20 protein-coding genes are annotated in these 20,652 nt (G+C 47.4%); 9 read left to right on the top strand and 11 right to left on the bottom strand.

Annotated features, from left to right (window positions below; all coding sequences use genetic code 11):
- Position 1 precedes the first annotated feature (1 nt).
- On the bottom strand, positions 2-391 hold the full coding sequence (locus ACOCLE_RS24850; protein WP_419534701.1) for a response regulator: 390 nt from the start codon (positions 389-391) through the stop codon (positions 2-4).
- 221 nt (positions 392-612) lie between these two features.
- Positions 613-906 (bottom strand): hypothetical protein, encoded by a 294-nt coding sequence (locus tag ACOCLE_RS24845; protein WP_419534700.1) that lies wholly within the window; start codon positions 904-906, stop codon positions 613-615.
- Between the two features lie 301 nt (positions 907-1,207).
- Between ACOCLE_RS24845 and ACOCLE_RS24840 the strand changes: the two genes are divergently transcribed.
- Positions 1,208-2,203, top strand: a complete 996-nt coding sequence (locus ACOCLE_RS24840) for an MBL fold metallo-hydrolase (protein WP_419534699.1) — start codon at positions 1,208-1,210, stop codon at positions 2,201-2,203.
- Between the two features lie 92 nt (positions 2,204-2,295).
- Here the strand turns inward: ACOCLE_RS24840 and ACOCLE_RS24835 are convergent, their stop codons facing one another.
- Entirely contained in the window at positions 2,296-3,057 is a 762-nt protein-coding gene (locus ACOCLE_RS24835) for a hypothetical protein (protein WP_419534698.1), read from the bottom strand.
- Positions 3,058-3,262: 205 nt separating this feature from the next.
- Between ACOCLE_RS24835 and ACOCLE_RS24830 the strand changes: the two genes are divergently transcribed.
- The 3 genes from ACOCLE_RS24830 to ACOCLE_RS24820 all read left to right on the top strand — a co-directional run bounded on the left by ACOCLE_RS24830 (position 3,263) and on the right by ACOCLE_RS24820 (position 6,564).
- Entirely contained in the window at positions 3,263-4,543 is a 1,281-nt protein-coding gene (locus tag ACOCLE_RS24830) for an ISKra4 family transposase (protein WP_419532972.1), read from the top strand.
- Positions 4,544-4,793: 250 nt separating this feature from the next.
- Positions 4,794-5,306, top strand: coding sequence for a ProQ/FINO family protein (locus ACOCLE_RS24825; RefSeq protein ID WP_419534697.1), 513 nt, complete (start codon positions 4,794-4,796; stop codon positions 5,304-5,306).
- A 259-nt stretch (positions 5,307-5,565) separates the two neighbouring features.
- Complete coding sequence (locus ACOCLE_RS24820) at positions 5,566-6,564, top strand: calcium/sodium antiporter (RefSeq protein WP_419534696.1); 999 nt, start codon at positions 5,566-5,568, stop codon at positions 6,562-6,564.
- A 185-nt stretch (positions 6,565-6,749) separates the two neighbouring features.
- Here ACOCLE_RS24820 and ACOCLE_RS24815 read toward each other — a convergent pair whose 3' ends face one another.
- A complete protein-coding gene (locus ACOCLE_RS24815; protein WP_419534695.1) occupies positions 6,750-7,610 on the bottom strand; it encodes a methyltransferase domain-containing protein in 861 nt (286 codons plus the stop codon).
- Between the two features lie 349 nt (positions 7,611-7,959).
- On the opposite strand from ACOCLE_RS24815, the gene ACOCLE_RS24810 reads away from it, so the two are divergent.
- Both ACOCLE_RS24810 and ACOCLE_RS24805 read left to right on the top strand, forming a co-directional pair.
- Complete coding sequence (locus ACOCLE_RS24810) at positions 7,960-9,441, top strand: alanine/glycine:cation symporter family protein (RefSeq protein ID WP_419534694.1); 1,482 nt, start codon at positions 7,960-7,962, stop codon at positions 9,439-9,441.
- A 587-nt stretch (positions 9,442-10,028) separates the two neighbouring features.
- A complete protein-coding gene (locus ACOCLE_RS24805) occupies positions 10,029-11,501 on the top strand; it encodes an alanine/glycine:cation symporter family protein (RefSeq protein WP_419534693.1) in 1,473 nt (490 codons plus the stop codon).
- A 56-nt stretch (positions 11,502-11,557) separates the two neighbouring features.
- Here the strand turns inward: ACOCLE_RS24805 and ACOCLE_RS24800 are convergent, their stop codons facing one another.
- Positions 11,558-12,121: a hypothetical protein gene (locus ACOCLE_RS24800; RefSeq protein WP_419534692.1), complete on the bottom strand. Its 564-nt coding sequence runs from the start codon at positions 12,119-12,121 to the stop codon at positions 11,558-11,560.
- Between the two features lie 172 nt (positions 12,122-12,293).
- Here ACOCLE_RS24800 and ACOCLE_RS24795 point away from each other — a divergent pair, with 172 nt between their 5' ends.
- From ACOCLE_RS24795 to dxs, 3 genes are all read left to right on the top strand, one after another.
- The gene (locus ACOCLE_RS24795) at positions 12,294-12,554 is read left to right on the top strand and encodes an exodeoxyribonuclease VII small subunit (RefSeq protein WP_419534691.1); all 261 of its coding nucleotides are present in this window, start codon (positions 12,294-12,296) and stop codon (positions 12,552-12,554) included.
- Between the two features lie 5 nt (positions 12,555-12,559).
- Positions 12,560-13,471, top strand: coding sequence for a (2E,6E)-farnesyl diphosphate synthase (gene ispA, locus ACOCLE_RS24790; protein WP_419534690.1), 912 nt, complete (start codon positions 12,560-12,562; stop codon positions 13,469-13,471).
- A 147-nt stretch (positions 13,472-13,618) separates the two neighbouring features.
- The gene (gene dxs / locus ACOCLE_RS24785) at positions 13,619-15,550 is read left to right on the top strand and encodes a 1-deoxy-D-xylulose-5-phosphate synthase (protein WP_419534689.1); all 1,932 of its coding nucleotides are present in this window, start codon (positions 13,619-13,621) and stop codon (positions 15,548-15,550) included.
- Between the two features lie 146 nt (positions 15,551-15,696).
- Here dxs and ribA read toward each other — a convergent pair whose 3' ends face one another.
- The 6 genes from ribA to ribBA form a co-directional block, all read right to left on the bottom strand.
- Positions 15,697-16,290 carry a GTP cyclohydrolase II gene (gene ribA, locus ACOCLE_RS24780; protein WP_419534688.1) on the bottom strand — a complete coding sequence of 198 codons (594 nt, stop codon included), beginning with the start codon at positions 16,288-16,290 and terminating at the stop codon, positions 15,697-15,699.
- A 114-nt stretch (positions 16,291-16,404) separates the two neighbouring features.
- A complete protein-coding gene (locus ACOCLE_RS24775) occupies positions 16,405-16,938 on the bottom strand; it encodes a retropepsin-like aspartic protease family protein (protein ID WP_419534687.1) in 534 nt (177 codons plus the stop codon).
- A gap of 167 nt (positions 16,939-17,105) precedes the next feature.
- On the bottom strand, positions 17,106-17,606 hold the full coding sequence (locus ACOCLE_RS24770) for a phosphatidylglycerophosphatase A (protein ID WP_419534686.1): 501 nt from the start codon (positions 17,604-17,606) through the stop codon (positions 17,106-17,108).
- A gap of 22 nt (positions 17,607-17,628) precedes the next feature.
- A complete protein-coding gene (thiL, locus tag ACOCLE_RS24765) occupies positions 17,629-18,618 on the bottom strand; it encodes a thiamine-phosphate kinase (RefSeq protein ID WP_419534685.1) in 990 nt (329 codons plus the stop codon).
- Positions 18,619-18,700: 82 nt separating this feature from the next.
- Complete coding sequence (gene nusB / locus ACOCLE_RS24760) at positions 18,701-19,186, bottom strand: transcription antitermination factor NusB (RefSeq protein ID WP_419534684.1); 486 nt, start codon at positions 19,184-19,186, stop codon at positions 18,701-18,703.
- Between the two features lie 345 nt (positions 19,187-19,531).
- Positions 19,532-20,650, bottom strand: coding sequence for a bifunctional 3,4-dihydroxy-2-butanone-4-phosphate synthase/GTP cyclohydrolase II (gene ribBA, locus ACOCLE_RS24755; RefSeq protein ID WP_066016000.1), 1,119 nt, complete (start codon positions 20,648-20,650; stop codon positions 19,532-19,534).
- Between the last annotated feature and the right edge of the window lie 2 nt (positions 20,651-20,652).

Genomic DNA, 20,652 nt, shown 5'->3' with positions numbered 1-20,652 from the left:
TTTATTGCAGGTACTGTTTCAGTAACTGCATCAACTTATCCCGATCGATAGGTTTGGTCAGATAATCATCCATGCCACTCGTGATGGCTTCATTTGTTGATCCGGTAAAAGCGTTGGCACTGAGCCCGACGATAATGCCTTTATCTAGCCCGTTATCCTGCTCAAACTGACGGATAGTTTCTGTGGCCTCATAGCCATCGATTACGGGCATTTTACAGTCCATAAATACCAGGTCCCATTCTGAGTGTTTGCTTTTATACATATCAATGGCTTCCTGACCATTTTTAGCAAACTCGGGGGTGATGTCGATTTTTTTCAACAGTTGCTTGATGACAAACTGGTTGGCCATATTGTCTTCAGCTATCAGTATCTGTTTACCGGAAAACTCCATAGGTAACCTCAGGTTGTGGGACCCAGGGCAACAGCTAAACCCTTTCAGCCGTTAATCATTAAGCCATCTACGACATATCTTCTTTTAAGTTCGGGCTCTCGCCCACATAGAAAAGGTAAAAAAAGGCTGTCCTAACCTAAGACTAGCAAAAGGCACAGTACCCCCTCCATAAGAGGGGATAAGTCGATGATAGAGTAATAAAAAGGCACGATTTTCTGAAATTATGCCTTTTTTCTTCGGTTCGGTTTGGTAAGCAATGGGCTTAATACCTGTTCTGGCCCCTGTTCATCATAACCTGCGTTATTCAATGGCTGGCACAGTAAGGTGTGAGGGTCTTCCCATGGGCTGGTTTTTTTCTTTCCTGGGCGGGGGGAGCGGGTGATGTAGAACTCGTTGGTACCAAGCAGGCGGGCGTGTTCCTCGTTCTCCGCTCTGACAATAGCCTCTCCGCGATAGCGGCTGCTTTGCCACTTCATGGGGGCGTGATCCACAGGATATAACTTATAAATAGCCATAACGACCTCCCTGTCAGATATATTGCACTTTTTATTAATCTAGCAATGGTTTTGACGATACGTTTTTTTTTTAGGGAAAAAGTTAGAGCGGAGCAGCATTGGTAGTTTCTTAAATAGTGACTTTTACCAGAATAAACAGATGGTTATTTGTTTTACTGGCAGCGGGTCATTTTTTCAAAGATGTGTCAGGGAAGCTTTGCTGTTGATATGCTTAACTCCGCACTTTTATTAAGGGCTGATTATGATAAGAAAAACTACCTGGGCTGGTACGTCTAGCCTGATGGGAATAGTTATTATGGGTATGTTTTTGGTCGCATGCTCATCGGGAGGCTACAACGGCCCAGAGTCTGACCACTTTGATGGTGAACAATTCCATAATCAGGTCAGAACCCACGATAAAACGGTGATGGATCTTTTGAAATGGCGTTTTAATCGTGACCAGCCTGAGGATGCCTGGCAGCAGATAGAGCAGAAAGCCTCAGTTCAGGTGCCTGTTCGAAACAATCATGGTGTTCTGGCAACATTCATCAATCACGCGACGGTTCTTGTCCAGATTGGCGGGAAGAATATTCTGACCGATCCGGTATGGTCGGAACGTGTCAGTCCTGTCTCATTTATAGGGCCAAAGCGCTACCACCCGCCTGCTATAAATATGGATGAGTTACCACCTATTGATGCTGTAGTGATATCTCATAATCATTATGATCACTTGGATCTGGCAACGCTGAAGCAACTGGAAACGCACTCTCAACCCGTATTTATTGTGGGACTGGGTAATCGGAAGCTATTAGAGAGTGAAGGGCTGACTCAGGTTGTTGAGCTGGATTGGTGGCAGGATTATACCCTTGAAGGCGGTGTTGTTATTACTGGTACCCCCGCACAGCACTGGTCGACACGTACCCGTATTGATCATAATCGAACGCTCTGGCAGGGATATCTGATTGCTGATCAGCATTCCCGGGTTTTCTTTGCCGGTGATACTGGCATGGGGCCACACTTTGCGCAGATTCAGAAGCGTTTCGGCTCTGTTGATCTTGCGCTTTTACCCATTGGAGCCTATCTGCCTCGCTGGTTTATGAAAGATAACCATCTGTCACCGGATGACGCATTAGAGGCACATTATGCTCTCCAGCCACGCCAGAGTATGGCCATCCATTTTGGTACATTTAATTTGGGGGATGATGGACAGGATACAGCCAGTAATCGCTTAAAGGCACTTCTGGGAGAAGACCAGCATAAAAAGGTCAATTTCATGGTTCCTGAGCCAGGGGGGCAGATTCATCAGAAGAGTGGGTGATTTACACCTTGAGTTATAAGGCTTGGTTAAACGGCGAATTAACTGACTACTGTCGATGAAAGGGCTGTAGTCAGTTAACTTATCGCCATTGGCTAAATTAGAGACTCCCTTGCAGGAAGTATTCTGGAGACTTCTGGCAGAACAACAAAAGATCTATAGCCTTCTTTTTCCCGCTTTTTTCTCTGTTCATGGCTGGCGATTCGTTGTTGGAAACGTATCAGCACTCGTTTGGACTCCTCTAAAGTCATGGCTGAATACTCGTCTTTACCATCAAGAAAGCTTTTAAGGTCTCTTTTGGTGACTTCATCCAGATCAGAAGAGCGGAGTAACTGCTTTGCCTTTCGGGTGTAGCTGGTAAGAAAAGCCTCGTTTAACTCCCTGCGTATATCACCCATGGGCTTTTCGAGCTCAGCTTTCTTATTACGTAATTTTTCCCAGTTAGGTGCCCGTTTTAGTCCGTTGATTACTTGCGAGCGCTCATTGAGTTTCTCTTCATTCTCCCTGTGGTATTGGGCTTTGGATAGAGCAAAAGGCAGATCTTTTGTCTCACCGACAAAGCTCTTTACCTGCTGGATGGTTTTGTCATCGGGTATACGGTCACCGTCTTCGTTGATTTTTGAAACAGATTGCAGCTGGACTGTCTGTGTCGTTGGATTTTTTTGAAGATCTCTGTGACGCATTCGGATCCGGAAAATTGAACCGATTTTCTTAAGGATGTGCAGTAATTTTCCCACGTGAGTTTTTACGACTTTTCTCAGTTTGAATTTTCCACTTTTTTTCAATTTGCTACTTTTGGATTTGTATCGGTGTCCTCCGCCAATATCCGTGATGGGGGAGGTAGTAAAGTGAGTCATTTGTCCACCCTCCTTGGTTGAATGACAGTTACATTATGCGCCCCTGTTGTTGGCATTGCTAAACAGGATTGTTAGGAATACTGACATTTCCAGTGGTTGACTTGTTGTTATAGGTGACAGAGGGGTGCTCTCTCTGAATGATTGAAACAATAGTGCTCTATTTTCACAGCTACTATGGGAACACCACTCATAATAGTTAACTGTCATGCCCGCTTCTGTTATTTCCAGCTCTACCAAAAGCATCGTTTTGCAAATTGAAGTTTCTATAGATTCAGGCAACATGCTGAATCTTGAAGATAGTTTACAGCGTGCACTCAATGAAGCCGGGCAGCTTGGAACAAAAGAGTTATTGGGGCTATTTGAATCACCCAATAAAGAACCTATCGTCGTTAATCAGCAGAAGTGGAACTACAAAGGAAAGGTTCTTAAGCACTATGAAACCTTATACGGTCGTATACCTTTGGAGCGCTCCGTATATCAGGGTGTCAGAGGTGGCAGTACTCTGGCAGCACTTGATCTTCGTGCCGGTATTATTGGTTCAGCTACCCCCAAATTTGCCAAGTCTATCGCCTGGAAATACAGCCAGATGCCAGCGCCTGCGGTAAAAGAAGATTTTGAGACCAACCATCAAAGGACGCTTTCAAATTCTTATATCAAGCATTTATCGGACAGAGTAGGTGCATTAATTGAAGACCAGCAAGACACTCACTACCACCTTCCTCCACTAAAAGAGCCTGTTGAAACAATAGCCATTGGTCTGGATGGAACCTGCATGCTGCTTTGTGAAGAAGGCTGGAGGGAAGCCATGTGTGGGACATTGAGCCTATATTCTGCAGATGGAGACAGGCTCCACACGATATATACAGCCAGTTCGCCAGAGTATGGTAAACAAAGCTTTATGAGCAAGCTCGACGAGGAGATTGCAGATCTAAAACGACTCTACCCAAATGCCACATACATCGGGGTAGCTGACGGGGCTAGAGAAAACTGGAGTTATTTGAAACAACATACCTCTGGGCAGATACTCGATTTTTATCATGCATCTGAATATTTAGCTGGAGCAGCGGAAGCACTGTTTCCAACCAGTAAGGCGAAGCGACACCAGTGGCTTGAAGACAGGCTACATAGTTTGAAAAACAAGCGTGGAGCAGCCAAAAAAATCCTTCAGGAAATTGAATCAGCCGAGCTCCCGAAAAAGACAATCGCACTGACAGAGAAGCGCTACAAAGCTGTGAGCTATTTTACAAACAATCACCAGTTAATGAATTATCATCAGGCGCTTAAACGCCATTGGCCAATAGGTTCAGGAGTTACTGAAGCGGCTTGTAAGACTCTGGTAAAGCAACGATTATGTGGTTCTGGAATGAGGTGGAAAGCAACAGGAGCGGAAGTGCTTTTGACAACAAGAGCACTGATCCAGAGTAAGGGGCGCTGGGAACAACTTTGGTCTGAGTTCATGACTGGAAAGGTTGAAGCTAACCTATGAGTCAGTTATCAAATTGAGAGAGCACCCTGACAGAGTAGATAGCTATATTTGCAACTCATTCTTTGATTTGTAACCGGAGATTGGTACGGTTTGTTGATAAATTACGCTTTTATGGCGGCGCTGAATCCGTCATTATAGTGCTCCCGTTGGTTGAGGCCGATGGTATGTTGGTTTTCAAGGGTGTCACAGAAAAACTATTGCTCTGCGTATTTTTTCTGAGGTGCCCAGAGTTATTTGGGCAAGGCAGTCGATGACAGCAGAAAAAAGTAATATTTCTGACCAGAGCATCCAGGAACAGGAAAAGCAACTGGCACCTGAACAGGATGGTTCCGCTATGAGTCAAGAGCTTCCGGAAGAGGCCAGGAAAATTCTTGAAAGGCTGCATAACCGGCCTGAAAGCGACGTGATGAATTCAGAAGCACTCCGACTGGTAAGAATTCTCTGGCCGAGTGCTTTTAATGTGTCGGACCCCAGACCTCTCAAGATCGGAATTCACAAAGAGATGGCAGAGGAAAATCTGCTCCCTGAGCATATTATTCCAGTTGCGCTTCGATTTTTTACATCTATGGAGCGTTATCTTGAGAAGATCAAGCCCGGTGCTACCCGCATTAATCTTCAGGGGCAGGCGGCAGGTCGGGTGAAACTTCGTGAAGCCGTTGATGCGGAAATCAAACTCTATACTCAGAGCAGTGACTTTATCACAACGAGAGACCGGGTCATTATCAAGAAGATTCGCTTACTTTCTGTGAACAAGCATGCTTGAGCAATCCTCCCTGCTTTGTAAGTGTAAAAACTGCTTTTCTCCCTCTCTGTAATGGCTATAATCCGGCTTATATTGAGGGAGTAGCCTGCCTTAGTCAGTTTTGACTGACAGGTGTATACATCAACATGCATTGACCGTTCGGTCATGGTGTATACGATGCTTGCTAAACAGCAGCATTTGGCCAGACTCAGATGATGGATGCCAGCAAGAGGGCCTGGTGCCTGTCGTCTGGTTGGCATGCCCTCAGTGATTCCTACTCATGATTTCCATCCTTCAGTTTGTTCTGGCAGTTGCCGTTGGTTTCACTCTGCTGTGCTGGAGTGCAAATCGCCTCGTTGAAGTTGCATCTACTCTGGCATTTCGTCTGGGTATGCCTCTGCTGACCATCGGCGTTACGGTGGTTGCTTTTGGTACTTCTGCTCCTGAGTTAATGGTCTCTTCTGTTGCTGCATTTAATGGCTCAGGAGGTATCGCCATTGGTAATGTGGTTGGTTCTAATATCGTCAATATCGGTCTGATTCTGGCGATTGGTGGACTGATTGCTCCTTTGGTCGTCAAGGCACGGATTGTCTACCGCGAACTTACTATCCTGTTGATTACGACGGTAGCTGCTGCTCTGATGTTAATGGACGGTACGCTGAGCCTGTGGGATGGGATTATTTTTTCGGTTGCCTTTTTTGCCTATAGTTTCTATCTGCTGAAGTCTTCAACTGGGCAGGAAGCCGAGCAGGATATACCCGTGCTTCCAATCAGTACTCCCAGGGCTTTTGCAGAGTCTCTGGTTATGCTGGTGATTCTTGTGCTGGGTTCTCAGCTTCTGGTTTGGGGCGCTAAAGGTATTGCCCTGGCGATGGGAGTTAACGAGCTGATTATTGGCCTGACTCTGGTGGCTTTTGGTACCAGTCTTCCTGAACTGGCGGCAGTGGTCGTCAGTGCTCGCAAGGGACTTCATGATATGACGGCAGCTACCGTTATTGGCTCCAATATCTTTAATATCCTTGCTGTGCTTGGGCTGTCGGGGATTATTGGGCAGGATATAGTTGTGGACGCTTCAGCTCTGCGGATTGATATTCTGACCATGGTGGTGATAACGGTGCTGTTGGCTGTTGTTGTCTACTTGAGCAAAGCCACTTTTGATGCTGAAAAAGAACATGGAAACTCGCCTGCCAGCATCTGGAAAGTTTCTGGATATAAGTGCCTGCTACTTTTGTTTACTTTTGTAGCTTATACAAGCTGGCTGATCATCAAATCTATATAAGTGTTCAGAAGCTTGAGAAGTATGTTTTGAGCAGCAGGTATTGCCAGAAAATACCTGCTATTTATATGTGGTTGTATTTTGATCAGTGTGCAAAGGTGGCCTGAATTGAAAGGCCTTTGTGAACTATCCCGAGTGTTGTCACAAGTTTATCCACAGTTGCTGTGGATAAACTGTTTTCGGAAATCTCATCGGGCAATAATCATCAGATAACGCAGTTGTTCCCGGTGAAGCATCCAGCGAATAAACCAGACCTGCAGGCGAAGCCTGATCCACATTTTTGAACGTGTGAAGGATGAAAGGTTTTGATAATGCTGACCAAACCAGAAGCAGAAACCGGAGAGAACATCATCCGTAATATCCATGATCTCAACTTGCTCGAACTCATGTTGTTTAAGGAGGTTTGCATAGGTCTCTTTGATGGGCATATCTTCAACAAGAAGACCTGATATGCGACCAAGCTTGTTTATCAGCCGCTGTTCCCGGCGATCCTGAAATGGACGGGCCAGTACCATATCAGTGAAGGCCAGCGTGCCTCCTGACTTAAGTGCTTTTCTGGCATGGCTGAAGAAATGAGCACGGGACTCAAGATGGTAAGCACAGTCCAGAGCAACTAATTTGTCACAGCTATTTTCCGGCCTTTCTGCCAGTGCTTTTTCACCACCTCTAACCAGTTTCAGTGAATTGAAGTGCCCACAATGCTCCAGTGCCTGCACCATATGCTGTTCATCACTGGCAATCGCCGTCAGGTGCTGTACCTGGTAGTAATCCAGCCAGACCAGTAATTGATCATGGCTGGTGAAACCAACATCAAGGATTTCATCCTGACTGGATAGGCACGCTTTATCGGCAAGCAATCCGGCCATTTCAGAACATGCCTGACGGTATTGGGAAGTATCTCTCCAGTAACCCAGCAGGCGCCAGCCTGAAGAGGGATGTATCGGGTTGTTCAGCAGCCACTGGTCAACCTTCAGTTCACGTTCACGGCTTGAGGATGGCCACCAGATTCTTATAAAAAGCGCCAGTGCTTGTGCCATGAGACCTGACATGAATAACCATGTCAGCAGCACTCCGAGAAGAAAAGAAAGAATTGGCATAAGTTAAATTTTCATTATTTCCATGTTTTTCTACTTTAAGTGCGGATGATAGATAGAACATCCAGTATTTGCCAGAGTTGTGTGTTATCAGCTATTCATCCTTTTTATGTTGAAGTTAGAGCGTATTGAAGAAATACGTTTTCTTTCGGGAGGATATTTCTGCAGATTCCCTGCTAGCCGTTGATTAGCAAAGGAATTTTTTATTTTTTTGCTTTTGGCCAGTCTTTGTTCTGCAAAAGCGCGCTTTCTGTTAAAAATCCTCTGCTATCCTTGTGTGATGTAAAAAATCATCGGGGTTTAAATGAGTACGATTGTTTCAGAAATTACTACAGTCATATGGGAGTACTTACTGATCTATTTACTGCTGGGTGCAGGTATCTATTTCACTGTCAGAAGCCGTTTTGTTCAGTTACGTTATTTTTTTCATGCCTGGAAGCTGATGCTGGGGTCGCGCAAGACATCCAGGAATGAAATTTCCTCATTTCAGGCTCTTTGTACCAGTCTTGCAGCGCATGTAGGCACAGGTAATCTGGCAGGTGTCGCCATTGCAATTTTTATTGGCGGACCCGGTGCCGTTTTCTGGATGTGGATCGTTGCTCTTTTGGGGATGGCGTCCAGTTTCGTCGAAAACACGCTGGCACAACTCTATAAAACCAACAACAAAGACGGAACTTTTCGTGGAGGCCCTGCCTACTACATAGAAAAAGCACTGGGTTTGCGCTGGCTGGGCATCCTTTTTTCAGTGCTGTTGTTAACGACCTTTGGCTTTGTCTTTAATGCGGTGCATGCCAACTCGGTATCTCAGGCCGTGTCTGGTCATATGGCGATAAGCCCTCTATTTGTCGGTCTGGTCATTGCCGGTGTTACTGCCTTTATTATTTTCCGAGGGATCCACTCCATTGTTCGTTTTGCTGAGTTAGTGGTTCCTGTCATGGCCTTGGCTTATCTACTGATTGCGTTTGGTGTTGTGGCTTTTCGTTTTGATGAGATGCCTGCCGTTATTACGCTGATTTTTGAAAGTGCATTTGGTCTGCATTCAGCTGCCGGTGGCGCGATTGGTTATTCCGTGGCGCAGGCGATGATGCAGGGTATCAAGCGTGGTCTCTTTTCCAATGAAGCCGGTATGGGCAGTGGCCCTAATGCTGCAGCAACCGCAACACCCAAGCCTAATCATCCGGCGACTCAGGGTATTGTATCGATGGTCAGTGTCTTTATTGATACGATTGTGATCTGTACAGCGACTGCAGCCATTGTGTTGTTATCCGGCCAGCTTGACGCGGGAAGTACTCTGAATGGTATCCAACTGACTCAGGCTGCGTTGGGCGGTATTGTTGGTGGTTGGGGACAGTGGTTTATTTCTGTTGCCGTTATCTTTTTTGGCTTTACTTCCGTTATTGCTAACTACTATTACGGTGAATCAAACCTTCTGTTCATCCGTAATGATGCCCGTTTATTACTGGCTTATCGTGCTACGGTCGTATTTCTGGTTTTTCTTGGGTCGATCGCTTCTCTTGAGATGGTGTGGATGGTCGCAGACCTTGCCATGGGGCTTATGGCACTGATCAACCTTGTGATCATCGTGTTGCTCAGTGGTCCGGTTATGCAGGTATTGAGGGATTACGATTTACAGACAAGATCAGGTATTTCTCCCGAGTTTAACCGCAGTCGTTTTCCTTTTCTGGACCGGACTATTGATAAGGACGTCTGGGTTAATAAATCTGAGTCTGGAGACTCTCTCGATGGTATTGGTAATGGCGATTTTCAGGAGTCAAAATCCTGTTAGCAATGTTTGAGTTTGCTGTACTGGAAAGCCGAACCTGATTATGCAGTGTTCGGTTTTTTTTTCGGTTTATCCTCTGATGTTGATTGATCTTTCTCAGGGATTGCTTATTTGAGGAATGGGGTTGAAACGGTAATCTTTGCTCCCATCTTTTATTTCGGCTGAAAATAAGCAATGAAATATTTTTACAAATAATGTTATTTAACTGATATCCGATTTATTCATTCTTTGTTTCTTACTGAAAAACTTGTTTTATAGTTTGTTATTCTGAAATAGTTGTTTTTTTTAGTTTTTTTTAAGGAATGTTCCATTTTACCGTAAAGATATTCTAAAGATTTGTTCAGGCTTTCAATGGCATTGATTGCTGTTTGTGCGTATTAGCTTTTCGGCTTGTGCGTATTTTTGTGTTTGATAGTTTGAGTCGGATTAGGTGTCTGAAGGCTTGTTTTTAAAAGGGTTCAGAGTGTTTTTAGAGTATTTTTATCATCTGTCTCTTAGGTGTTTGTCCTTATTACCTAAGGTTTATTCCCTAATGTTATAAATTTTAATTTGAAATAAAAATCGGGAATACACAATGCGCCGGAAATTTTATGAATAACTTAATAGACTCCATCAATGGTCTGCTATGGGGCAGCATTCTCATGTACCTGCTTTTGGGTGCAGGCCTGCTTTTCACGGTAAAAACCCGCTTTGTCCAAATTCGCCGGTTTACCCTGGCAATGAAAACCATGCTGGGAAGTCGTGCGACTGATTGTTCTACTCACGTTTCTCCGTTTCAGGCGTTTTGTACAAGTCTTGCCGCACGAATCGGTACTGGCAACATGGCCGGTGTTGCGGTCGCCATTACCATGGGGGGACCAGGTGCTGTTTTCTGGATGTGGCTGATTGCGGTTCTGGGGATGTCTACCAGTCTTGCAGAGAATATTCTTGCCCAGCTCTACAAGACCAATAACGGTGATGGTACGTATCGTGGTGGTCCGGCTTATTACATTGAGAAAGCCCTGGGGCAGCGCTGGTTAGGTATTATCTTCTCCATTTCCCTGATTATCGCGTTTGGATTTGCTTTTAACAGTGTGCAGTCTAACTCCATTGCTGCAGCATTCACCGGATACGGTATTCCTGCTGAAGCAATCGGTATCGGCCTGGCGATGGTCAGTGCCCTGATCATCTTTGGTGGTATTCGTTCCATTGCCAAAGTCGCTGAGATGATTGTACCGATCATGGCTTTTGGTTATCTGGGGGTAGCTCTGGTCGTGGTGTTTATGAACATCGGTGAGCTGCCTGCAGTATTTACTCTGATCATCAAGAGTGCCTTTGGGCTTGAAAGTGCTGTCGGTGGTGGTGCTGGCTATGCGGTATCCCAGGCAATGCAGCAGGGCATCAAGCGAGGCCTGTTCTCTAACGAGGCTGGTATGGGGAGTGCCCCTAACGCAGCCGCGACAGCCCATTCAAATCATCCCGCTAATCAAGGTCTTATGGGGATGCTGGGTGTTTTCATGGACACCATCATCGTATGTACAGCAACCGCTTCCATCATTTTGATGTCCGGCGCAATGGATGGCACTACCGTTACCGGTATTGAGCTGACCCAGCTGGCTCTGGTCAGTCAGGTTGGCCCAGTTGGAAAGCACCTCGTAGCTGCGGCTATTCTGTTGTTTGCTTTCAGTTCGATCATTGCCAACTACTATTATGGTGAATCAAACCTGCGCTTCATCATGGACAATAACTGGCTGGTGAATGTATACCGTATGGCGGTTCTGGGTATGGTGATCTGGGGAGCAACCAGCAACCTGCCAACCGTATGGGCATTTGCCGACGCTTCCATGGGGGTCATGGCGCTGATTAACCTGACGGCTATTCTGGTGCTGTCTGGTATTGTTGTTCAGGTTCTTAAGGACTTTGATGAGCAGGTGACATCCGGTGTGACGCCTGTATTCAATCGTCGCAAGTTCCCATTCCTTGATAAAACCATGGATGCAGACGTATGGACCGAGCACAGCTCTGGTCCAGTAGAGAGTACGGATAAGGCTAAGGTTAAACGTACTGCAGTTGCAGATGTTTAATGCTGATCTAAATAGTTAGAACCATACAGGCCGTTTTTTAACGGCCTTTTTTGTGTTTAAGGCAAAGCTGGAGCAGGATTGCTGTGGATTGTCCGGATAAATAACCGGGTCTCAGTAAGTTCAATATCTGCAATAGACAGGTCCTGATAGTTTATTGTTTCATCCTTTTTGAGTCGAAGACCGTCGAAGCTCAGTTCTCCCAGTGAACTTGGAACACGGAGCCGAATCAGGCCGTTTTGATTGATTTCAACGGTCGAAAATTTAGGATCGAATTCAAATGTGGAAGCAGAGGCTGCTACCAGGAGAGGCTTAAGCAGTATTTCCAGAGTGCTATCAACTGGCTCAGAGCATTCTTCCGAAAGCAGTTTGTAAACCGGAGTGAGCAGAACCATTGACAGGGACACGGATAAACGAAGCTGGCTCTGGCTGGAAAGTGCTCTGCGTAACTGCCAGCGGGATATCATGCGGTGTTCTATCAGGTACTCACCAAGACGCTTGTCATCGCTTTGTGAAAAATGAATAGCCTCATCAAGCTGCTCAGGGGATAGATATCCTTTTTTTATCAGAATCTGGCCCAGCCTTGAGTTGTGGTATGCTTCTTTCCGCTTCTGATCTTCCATCGTAAAAGTCCATCATCTTGCTGAGGCATTGCTTTCAATATCGGCCAACGGGATAATGGTTTTATCATTGCGGATGGTCGCAAAATTGCAGCGCGAAAATTACTTTTGCCAACTACTATCGTCGTGACTCGTAGAGAACGGGTTGTGAATGTTTTCTTCAACAGGCTCATTCATGTCAAAAAATACAGAGAGTTTTGCTTTTGAGCAGTCATTGGCTGAACTGGAGACATTGGTGCAGAAAATGGAGTCCGGGGATATGAGCCTGGAAGACTCTCTGAAAGCCTTTGAACAGGGTATTAAATTGACTCGGGACTGCCAGAAAGCATTGACAGATGCAGAACAAAAAGTCCACAAGCTGCTTGAGCAAAATGGCGAACTGACCACTGAGCCGTTTGATGCAGCAGGTGGCGAACCTTCTGCGGATAGAGGTTAGTGAAGATGGTAAGCCCTGTACCGCTTTCAATATTTATCGATCAGTGTCGTCTGCAGGTTGATGATGCACTGTCTTCGGTTCTACCTGATGAAAGCAATGTTAGCCCCCGCTTGCTGGAAGCCATGCGATACAGTGTCTTTAACGGCGGTAAAAGAGTCCGGCCGACACTTGTCTATGCCGCCTGTCATGCCTTCGGTGGAGATGTTAAGCAGGCAAACCCTTCGGCCTGTGCTGTTGAATTGATTCACGCCTACTCACTGGTTCATGATGACCTGCCTGCAATGGATGATGATGACCTGCGCAGAGGGAAGCCAACCTGCCACAAGGCATATGATGAGGCGACCGCTATTCTTGTGGGGGATACGCTTCAGAGCCTGGCTTTTGAAGTACTTGGTAACGGCCAATTGTTTCCTGAATCGAAGCTGGCTGACAGTGTTCGATTGCAGCTGGTTAATATCCTTAGCCAGGCGTCGGGATTGGCTGGTATGGCTGGTGGCCAGGCTATGGACCAGTGTGCAACCGGTAGCGCTCTGAATCAGCAACAGCTTGAGCTCATGCACAGTCACAAAACAGGTGCTCTGATTCGGGCCAGTGTCCGTATGGGGGCATTGTGTGCCAGACCGTTGAAAGGCGATGAGCTGAAGTCGCTGGACCGCTATGCGAGGGCTATTGGTCTGGCTTTCCAGGTTCGGGACGATATCCTGGACGTTATTGCTGATACTGATACGTTGGGTAAGCATCAGGGGGCGGACATGGCTCTGGGTAAACCGACTTACGTTTCTTTGATGGGGCTCGAGCAGGCCAGAGCTTATGCTGAAGAACTTCATCATACTGCAATCAGTGCCCTTTTCGGGTTTGACCATTCCGCTGATTTTCTTCGTCAGATTGCCGATTACATTGTTCGAAGAAGCTATTAAAACCACTGTTGGCTTCTTCACATGGCCAACCTGTCTCTTTGTCAAATCAACGGGCTAGGCGGCACAATAAGACTGTGCGATGCTATTCCTGTCAGGTTGGGTGTACAATGCCAGCCGGCAGATTAGCCCAGACGTTATTACGAGCACATGTTTCACGAGATACCCAAGACACTGCCTGATACTCCTTTGCTGGATCAGGTAAATAATCCGGAACAACTTCGCGCACTTGAAGAATCCCAGCTGCCACAACTGGCCAGGGAGCTGCGGGAGTTTTTATTGTATTCCGTTGGGCAGACAGGGGGGCATTTTGGTGCCGGACTTGGCGTTGTGGAGCTGACCATTGCGCTTCACTACATGTTCAATACGCCAGAAGACCGACTGGTCTGGGATGTCGGCCATCAAGCATATCCTCATAAAATTCTGACGGGCCGTCGGGATAGAATGTCCTCCCTTAGACAAAAAGATGGCCTCGCCGCCTTTCCAAAAAGAGAAGAAAGTGAGTTTGATACTTTTGGTGTAGGGCATTCCAGCACCTCTATCAGTGCTGCCCTGGGGATGGCAATTGCAGCCCGGGCCAAAGGTGAAAACCGACGTGCTGTTGCGGTTATCGGTGATGGCGCCATGACGGCGGGTATGGCCTATGAAGCCATGAATCACGCAGCGGATGTAAAGGCCAATATGCTGGTGGTTCTTAATGATAACGATATGTCCATCTCCAGAAGTGTGGGTGGTCTTTCCAATTATCTGGCTAAAGTACTTTCCAGTCGGACTTACCATCACATTCGTGAAGGCAGTAAAAAGGTTCTGAATGTCATTCCTCATGCCTGGGAGCTGGCAAGACGAACCGAAGAACACGTTAAAGGGATGGTCATTCCCGGAACGCTGTTTGAAGAGATGGGCTTCAACTATATTGGTCCTATTGATGGCCATGATCTGCCCATGCTGATTCACACTTTGAAAAATATGAGAGACCTCGACGGACCTCAGTTTTTACATGTAGTGACCCAGAAGGGAAAGGGGTTCAACCCGGCCGAGCAGGATCCTATTGGCTACCATGCCATTACCAAGCTGGAGCCCCAGACAACAGAGACCCCGAAAGTGGTTGCTCCCAAGAAGCCCAAGTACGCCAATGTTTTTGGACAGTGGTTGTATGATATGGCAGCGGCGGATGAGCGGTTGATGGGCATCACGCCAGCAATGAAAGAAGGCTCTGACCTGATCCGTTTTGCGGATCACTTTCCGGAGCGTTATTTTGATGCAGCGATTGCTGAACAGCACTCTGTCACACTGGCGGCGGGAATGGCCTGTGAAGGCCTCAAACCAGTGGTTGCTATCTACTCTACTTTCCTGCAGCGTGCTTATGATCAGCTGATTCATGATGTAGCTGTTCAGAACCTGGATGTACTATTTGCGATCGACCGTGCGGGAATGGTGGGTGAAGATGGTCCAACCCATGGTGGATGCTATGACATTGCCTATCTGCGCTGTATTCCCGATATGCTGGTGATGACGCCGGGTGATGAAAATGAAACCCGACAGTTACTGTCTACTGGTTTTCTTTATAACGGACCAGCATCGGTTCGTTACCCTCGTGGAACAGGGCCTGGTGCTGAAATTTGCTCTGATCTAGAGCCTTTGCCTATTGGTAAAGGTGAAATTCGCCGTAAGGGAAGTCGAGTAGCGCTTCTTGTGTTTGGAACATTACTGGGGAACGCCCTGGCTGCTGCTGAGTCGCTGGATGCAACGGTTGCGAATATGCGCTTTGTTAAACCTCTGGACGAAGCGCTGATCAAAGAGCTTGCTGCTAACCATGAGCTGTTGGTTACCATCGAGGAAGGGTGTGTTGCCGGTGGTGCAGGCTCAGGAGTGATCGAATATCTTCAGAAGCAGGAAATTAATGTGCCTGTTCTGAATCTTGGTATTCCTGATACCTACATTGAAGCGGCAAGCCATAAGGAACAGCTTGCTCAGTGTGGACTGGACAAAGAGGGTATTATTTGTTCGGTTCGTGACCGGATGGAGCGGATAAAGCTGACGTCATTTCATCTTGGCAAGACAGCAACTTCAGCTTTGGGATAGTTTGTCCTGAACAACTGTCCTTTTCATGGCAAAGGCAAAGAGGTATCAGAAGCTTATTGAAAAGCGTTTTCTAATCACCTCTCTGCCGTGCCAGTGAAAAAATATGGAAAAAAGGGAGCCATCTGGCTCCCTTTTTATTTGTTTGTTCAGGCCATGTTGTACATGTGCCCCAGTTTCCACACCTTGGTGGCCAGGTAACGCTCATTATGAGGGTTTTGGCCTGTCTGGTGAGGAATTCTTTCGGCAACCTGAATGCCCAGGTTGGTGAGAGATTCAACTTTGCGTGGATTGTTGGTCATCAGTTTCAGGCTGGAAACACCAAGATGATCAAGCATGGTTTTGCACATGTCATACTTGCGCATATCCGGCTCAAAACCCAGTTCTTCGTTAGCCTGAACCGTATCCATGCCACTGTCCTGAAGGTGGTACGCACGAACCTTGTTCAACAGACCAATGCCGCGGCCTTCCTGGCGCAGATAAAGCAATACACCTCGACCTTCTTCAGCAATACGCTCCAGGGCTGCTTGAAGTTGTGGACCACAGTCACAGCGCATGCTGAACAGTGCATCCCCGGTCAGACATTCGGAATGAACCCTGGCAAGTACCGGTTCCCCCTGACTGACATCCCCCATGGTTAATGCCAGATGCTCCTTGCCCGTACCACTGTCTTCGAAGCCATACATGATGAATTCGCCATAGGGCGTGGGTAAGCGAGACTCTGCAACAAAACTAACAGACACTCACTGCTCCTTAAGTAATTCGTGACCGGATTGTATCAGTCTGTGAGGCTTCTAGCGAGTATGGTAATAAGGCATAGAGATAGAGAGAACTACAGGCTGACCTGGGTCAATAGACTAATAATTCGCCTCAATTTGCATCACTCCGCGATGTTCTGACAATTTGACGTGTTTCAGGAAGCTCGTGCCTAATAATACGATGTCAGGGTAGGAGCCTTCGATAATGGTTGCTTCTGCGTGGTTTACCCGGATGCTTCCCAGGGAAACGCTCTGTAAAGTCACCTGATAACCATCAACAAGATCGCTGGCGGTTTCCACTTTAATGGGATTTCCTGCTTGAAAATTAATGCCCAGACGTTTGGCGTCCTGGGAGTTGATGGCCAGGACATTAGCACCAGTGTCCACCAGAACATCAATAGGGTGATTATTAATCCGCCCGCGGGTGATGTACTGCCCGCGGTTATTTCGGGATATTTGGATGATGGCTTTTTCTGGTTCTTGAATGCCTCCGTTCATATCCCGGCTGAGCTGATAGGTTATGGCTTTGTCATTAACTTCCAGAATTGCGCTGGTGCTGGTGGCTTTCAGAAGCTTTACTCCTGCCACCGATTTTCCATTGGTAGTCAGCAAATGTCGCTGACCATCAATCATGACCAGAGCTTTATTTGAAAAAAGGCCAACAACGCGAATATTGTTGGCATAACTGTAGCTAGCTATGATTAGGGCTAGCAGAAAGGCTGAAAATCTCATTATCGATTCTTTTTTGTAATTCTTGCTTTTAATGATAACAGAGGCTTAAGCCAGATTGTGGTCTCAGGTTATGTGAGAACTTCCTTCAGGTAGAAATAGTGAATGGCCTGCAGGGATATAAATGCAAAGACACCGGCCACCAAGTCATCCACCATAATACCAACACCGCCATGAACTTTTTTATCCAGCCAGCTGATAGGCCAGGGCTTCCAGATATCAAACAGCCTGAATAGAACAAAACCCAATAGAATCCAAAGCCATCCTGCTGGAGCGGCAATCATGGTTATCCAGAAGCCGCAGAATTCATCCCAGACGATAGCGGGATGATCGTGAACTCCCAGATCTTTTGCCGTACGTCCACATAGCCAGAAGCCGATCAGTGTCGCGACGACCAGCACTCCAAGATAGACCCATAAAGTCAGTCCCTGCAGTAACAGGTAAAAAGCCACTGCTGCAACGGTACCGAAGGTACCAGGTGCTTTGGGTGCCAGCCCGCTACCGCAGCCAAAGGCAAGAAAGTGAACAGGGTTTTTCCAACAGGTCTCTCTTGGTGTTATGGGGCTAGTCATGGACTTTATATTCTTTCGGCATTCAAAAGTGAGAGTAGGCGGTTTCCGTTAGCAGGTTACCCTGAGGGTCCCTGATAACCCCAGACTCATCGTTAATCTGGCCAATGCAGGTAATGCGACAGTCATCTGACAGCTTGGACGGCAGAGTCTGAGCCAACGTGCGAGGGATTGTGAAGCAGAGCTCATAATCGTCACCACCAGTCAGGGACAGGCTAAGAGCGGTATCTTGATCGTGGAACTGACCAAGGGCTGCAGATCTGGGGACCAGCTCAGGCGCGATTTCTGCCCCCACGTTGCTGGCTTCAAGGATATGCCTGAGATCACCCAGCAGCCCATCTGAAATATCCAGAGCTGAGGTAGCACCTGCCTGACGCAGCCATTGCCCGGCAAATAGACGGGGGGATGGGTACCAATAGCGATTTAACAGGTATTTAAGGCTTTCGTCACCACAGGTCTCCGGAGTATCGCCGTTCAGAACCGAGGGCAGAGCCCCTGCTGCATCACCCAGTGTGCCAGTAATGCAGATAAGGTCACCAGGTTGGGCACCGCTTCGTAATAACGCCTGCCCTTTGGGGATAAGGCCCTGAACCTGCAGAGAGATTGTCAGAGGCCCTTTCGTGGTATCTCCACCAATCAGTGGAACTTTAAATCGCTGGGCAAGCTGAGCCAGGCCTTCAGAGAACTCTTTCAGCCAGAGTTCAGAAACCCGGGGCAGGGTCAGACCGAGGGTAAAACTGTGCGGCTCTGCCCCCATGGCTGCAAGGTCACTGAGGTTGACTGCCAGAGCTCGGAAACCAAGGGCAAAAGGATCGCATTCCCTGGGAAAGTGAACTCCTTCAACCAATGTGTCCAGGGATTGGGCAAGCTGCATACCTGAGGGGATGTCAAAGAGCGCGCAGTCATCACCAATGCCAAGAATACTGCTGGTATATTGCCCTTGAATCTGTGAGATCTCAGGGCGAGCAAAGTAGCGTTTTATCAGCTCAAATTCACCCATTACACCAGTGGCCATAAATCCCCGTTAAATGGTCAAGTCGTCTTCAGTGCCTAACGTCAGTCATAGCGTAAGCAGCTTATCAAAACGGATAATCTGTCTATTTTTTACGGTAGGCTTGCACTTCCTCAGAACGCAGGCGTGGTGCCAGCTTGTCGAGGATGCCGTTAATATAGCGATGGGAGTCCTGGGCACCAAAGCGCTTAACCAGTTCAATGGCTTCGTTGATCACAACCCGGTAAGGAACATCCTTCCGATTGATCAATTCAAAGCAACCAATACGCAGGGCTGAAAGCTCTACTGGATCCAGTTGACTCAATGGGCGGTCAAGTACGGCTGCCATCGCTTCATCAAGCTGGTTGGCCTGGTTGGGAACACCATGAATGATGGCACTGAAATAGCCGTCATCCACTTTACTGAAATCATTGTCAGTGCGGAATTGCGCTTCAATCTGGTTCAGTGGTGATTTGGCAATTTGCCACTGATACAGAGCCTGAAGGGCCAGCTGTCGTGCTCTTCTGCGAGCCGATGGGTTGAGCCGGTCTGCGCTCTTCTTTTGAAAGGGGGTGCCTTGTGGGTTATTCATTGGCGAGGTGCTCACCTCAAGCCTCCAGTTTCTATAAAAGGGATACCATTTGAAAGGCGTAGGCCTTTCTACCCTTGCTGCCAGATTTTGTGTATGGCCACCGATTGGCTTTTACAGTCAGAGCATCAAAGGGGAGAATTTCATCTTCCAGATTAACCCGAGACCGCTTTTTAACACATTCGTTAGCAACGCAGTCAAAGTGCGGTGTACCACCAAAAACTGCAATAGCAAAGGCAATTATTGCATTAAATACAGATGGGCGATATCTGATCAGTTTATATGATCAGATATCGCCCATTGTGATTTCTTTACTCTGTTGTGAGGGCCTTCCTATCAGATGAGCCTTTACTCACCGAAAGGAAGGTACTCCACAACTTCCAGATCAAATCCGGAAAGTGCTGCAAAGCGGATTGGCGAGCTTAGCAGGCGCATCTTGCCAACGCCCAGGTCCCGAAGAATCTGAGAGCCGGTACCAATAGCCTGATAGGCTCTGGACATGCCATCAGAAGAGGTGCGTTCATTGGCGTCAATAAAGCGCTCCAGGGCCATCCCCAGGTCCTGATGACTGCCGGAATCCAGGAGTACAACTACTCCAGCGCCTTCTTCTGCGACTCTGGCCATGGCTTTATGAAGGGACCAGCTTGGGCGAGCGCCCTCACTATGGGCTGCCAGAAGGTCACGGAACGGTTCCATGGCGTGGACACGGACCAGTGCAGGGGAGTCTGGAGTAATATAGCCTTTGCTGAGCGCCAGATGTTTGCAGTCGCTGATGCTGTCCTGATAAACCGAAAGATCAAACTGGCCAAAGTCTGTGTTAATGACGCGCTGCTCAACCTTCTCTACGGTTTTTTCATGGAGGATCCGGTAGTGGATCAGGTCGGCAATGGTGCCAATTTTCAGGTCGTGCTTTTCTGCAAACGCTTCCAGGTCAGGACGGCGAGCCATTGAGCCATCTTCGTTCATGATCTCAATAATGGCTGCTGCAGGCGTCAGTCCAGCCAGACGGGAAAGATCACAACCGGCTTCAGTGTGACCTGCGCGGCTCAATACACCACCAGGTCTGGCGCGAAGTGGGAAGATATGGCCTGGCTGAACAATGTCTTCCGGGCGTGAAAGTGGGTCAACAGCGGTTAAAATGGTCTTGGCTCGATCCTGTGCGGAAATACCAGTGGTAACGCCTTCAGCCGCCTCAATAGATACGGTGAATGGTGTGCCATATCCAGACTGGTTGTCAGATGCTCCCACCATTTGAGGCAGACCAAGGAAATCACAGCGATCTCCGGTCAGTGTCAGGCACAGAAGCCCCCTTGCCTCACGGGTCATGAAATTAACAATTTCCGGGGTGATTTTCTCCGCAGCGATGATCAAATCACCTTCGTTCTCACGGTCTTCATCATCCATCAGTATGACAGGCTTACCGAGGCGAATGTCCTCTAGAAGTTCTTCGATGGAGTTCAGCTGCATAA

The sequence above is a fragment of the Endozoicomonas sp. genome, assembly GCF_965196975.1.
Lineage (GTDB): Bacteria > Pseudomonadota > Gammaproteobacteria > Pseudomonadales > Endozoicomonadaceae > Endozoicomonas.
The sequence above is the reverse complement of the archived record's forward strand: the minus strand, read 5'-3'. Positions and strand labels throughout refer to the sequence as shown.

Excerpts from the sequence above, each read along its gene's own strand:
- ACOCLE_RS24850 (WP_419534701.1), bottom strand. The coding sequence starts at position 391 with ATGGAGTTTTCCGGTAAACAGATACTGATAGCTGAAGACAATATGGCC.
- ACOCLE_RS24845 (WP_419534700.1), bottom strand. The coding sequence starts at position 906 with ATGGCTATTTATAAGTTATATCCTGTGGATCACGCCCCCATGAAGTGG.
- ACOCLE_RS24840 (WP_419534699.1), top strand. The coding sequence starts at position 1,208 with ATGTTTTTGGTCGCATGCTCATCGGGAGGCTACAACGGCCCAGAGTCT.
- ACOCLE_RS24835 (WP_419534698.1), bottom strand. The coding sequence starts at position 3,057 with ATGACTCACTTTACTACCTCCCCCATCACGGATATTGGCGGAGGACAC.
- ACOCLE_RS24830 (WP_419532972.1), top strand. The coding sequence starts at position 3,263 with ATGCCCGCTTCTGTTATTTCCAGCTCTACCAAAAGCATCGTTTTGCAA.
- ACOCLE_RS24825 (WP_419534697.1), top strand. The coding sequence starts at position 4,794 with ATGACAGCAGAAAAAAGTAATATTTCTGACCAGAGCATCCAGGAACAG.
- ACOCLE_RS24820 (WP_419534696.1), top strand. The coding sequence starts at position 5,566 with ATGATTTCCATCCTTCAGTTTGTTCTGGCAGTTGCCGTTGGTTTCACT.
- ACOCLE_RS24815 (WP_419534695.1), bottom strand. The coding sequence starts at position 7,610 with ATGTCAGGTCTCATGGCACAAGCACTGGCGCTTTTTATAAGAATCTGG.
- ACOCLE_RS24810 (WP_419534694.1), top strand. The coding sequence starts at position 7,960 with ATGAGTACGATTGTTTCAGAAATTACTACAGTCATATGGGAGTACTTA.
- ACOCLE_RS24805 (WP_419534693.1), top strand. The coding sequence starts at position 10,029 with ATGAATAACTTAATAGACTCCATCAATGGTCTGCTATGGGGCAGCATT.
- ACOCLE_RS24800 (WP_419534692.1), bottom strand. The coding sequence starts at position 12,121 with ATGGAAGATCAGAAGCGGAAAGAAGCATACCACAACTCAAGGCTGGGC.
- ACOCLE_RS24795 (WP_419534691.1), top strand. The coding sequence starts at position 12,294 with ATGTCAAAAAATACAGAGAGTTTTGCTTTTGAGCAGTCATTGGCTGAA.
- ispA (WP_419534690.1), top strand. The coding sequence starts at position 12,560 with ATGGTAAGCCCTGTACCGCTTTCAATATTTATCGATCAGTGTCGTCTG.
- dxs (WP_419534689.1), top strand. The coding sequence starts at position 13,619 with ATGTTTCACGAGATACCCAAGACACTGCCTGATACTCCTTTGCTGGAT.
- ACOCLE_RS24775 (WP_419534687.1), bottom strand. The coding sequence starts at position 16,938 with ATGATTGATGGTCAGCGACATTTGCTGACTACCAATGGAAAATCGGTG.
- ACOCLE_RS24770 (WP_419534686.1), bottom strand. The coding sequence starts at position 17,606 with ATGACTAGCCCCATAACACCAAGAGAGACCTGTTGGAAAAACCCTGTT.
- thiL (WP_419534685.1), bottom strand. The coding sequence starts at position 18,618 with ATGGCCACTGGTGTAATGGGTGAATTTGAGCTGATAAAACGCTACTTT.
- nusB (WP_419534684.1), bottom strand. The coding sequence starts at position 19,186 with ATGAATAACCCACAAGGCACCCCCTTTCAAAAGAAGAGCGCAGACCGG.
- ribBA (WP_066016000.1), bottom strand. The coding sequence starts at position 20,650 with ATGCAGCTGAACTCCATCGAAGAACTTCTAGAGGACATTCGCCTCGGT.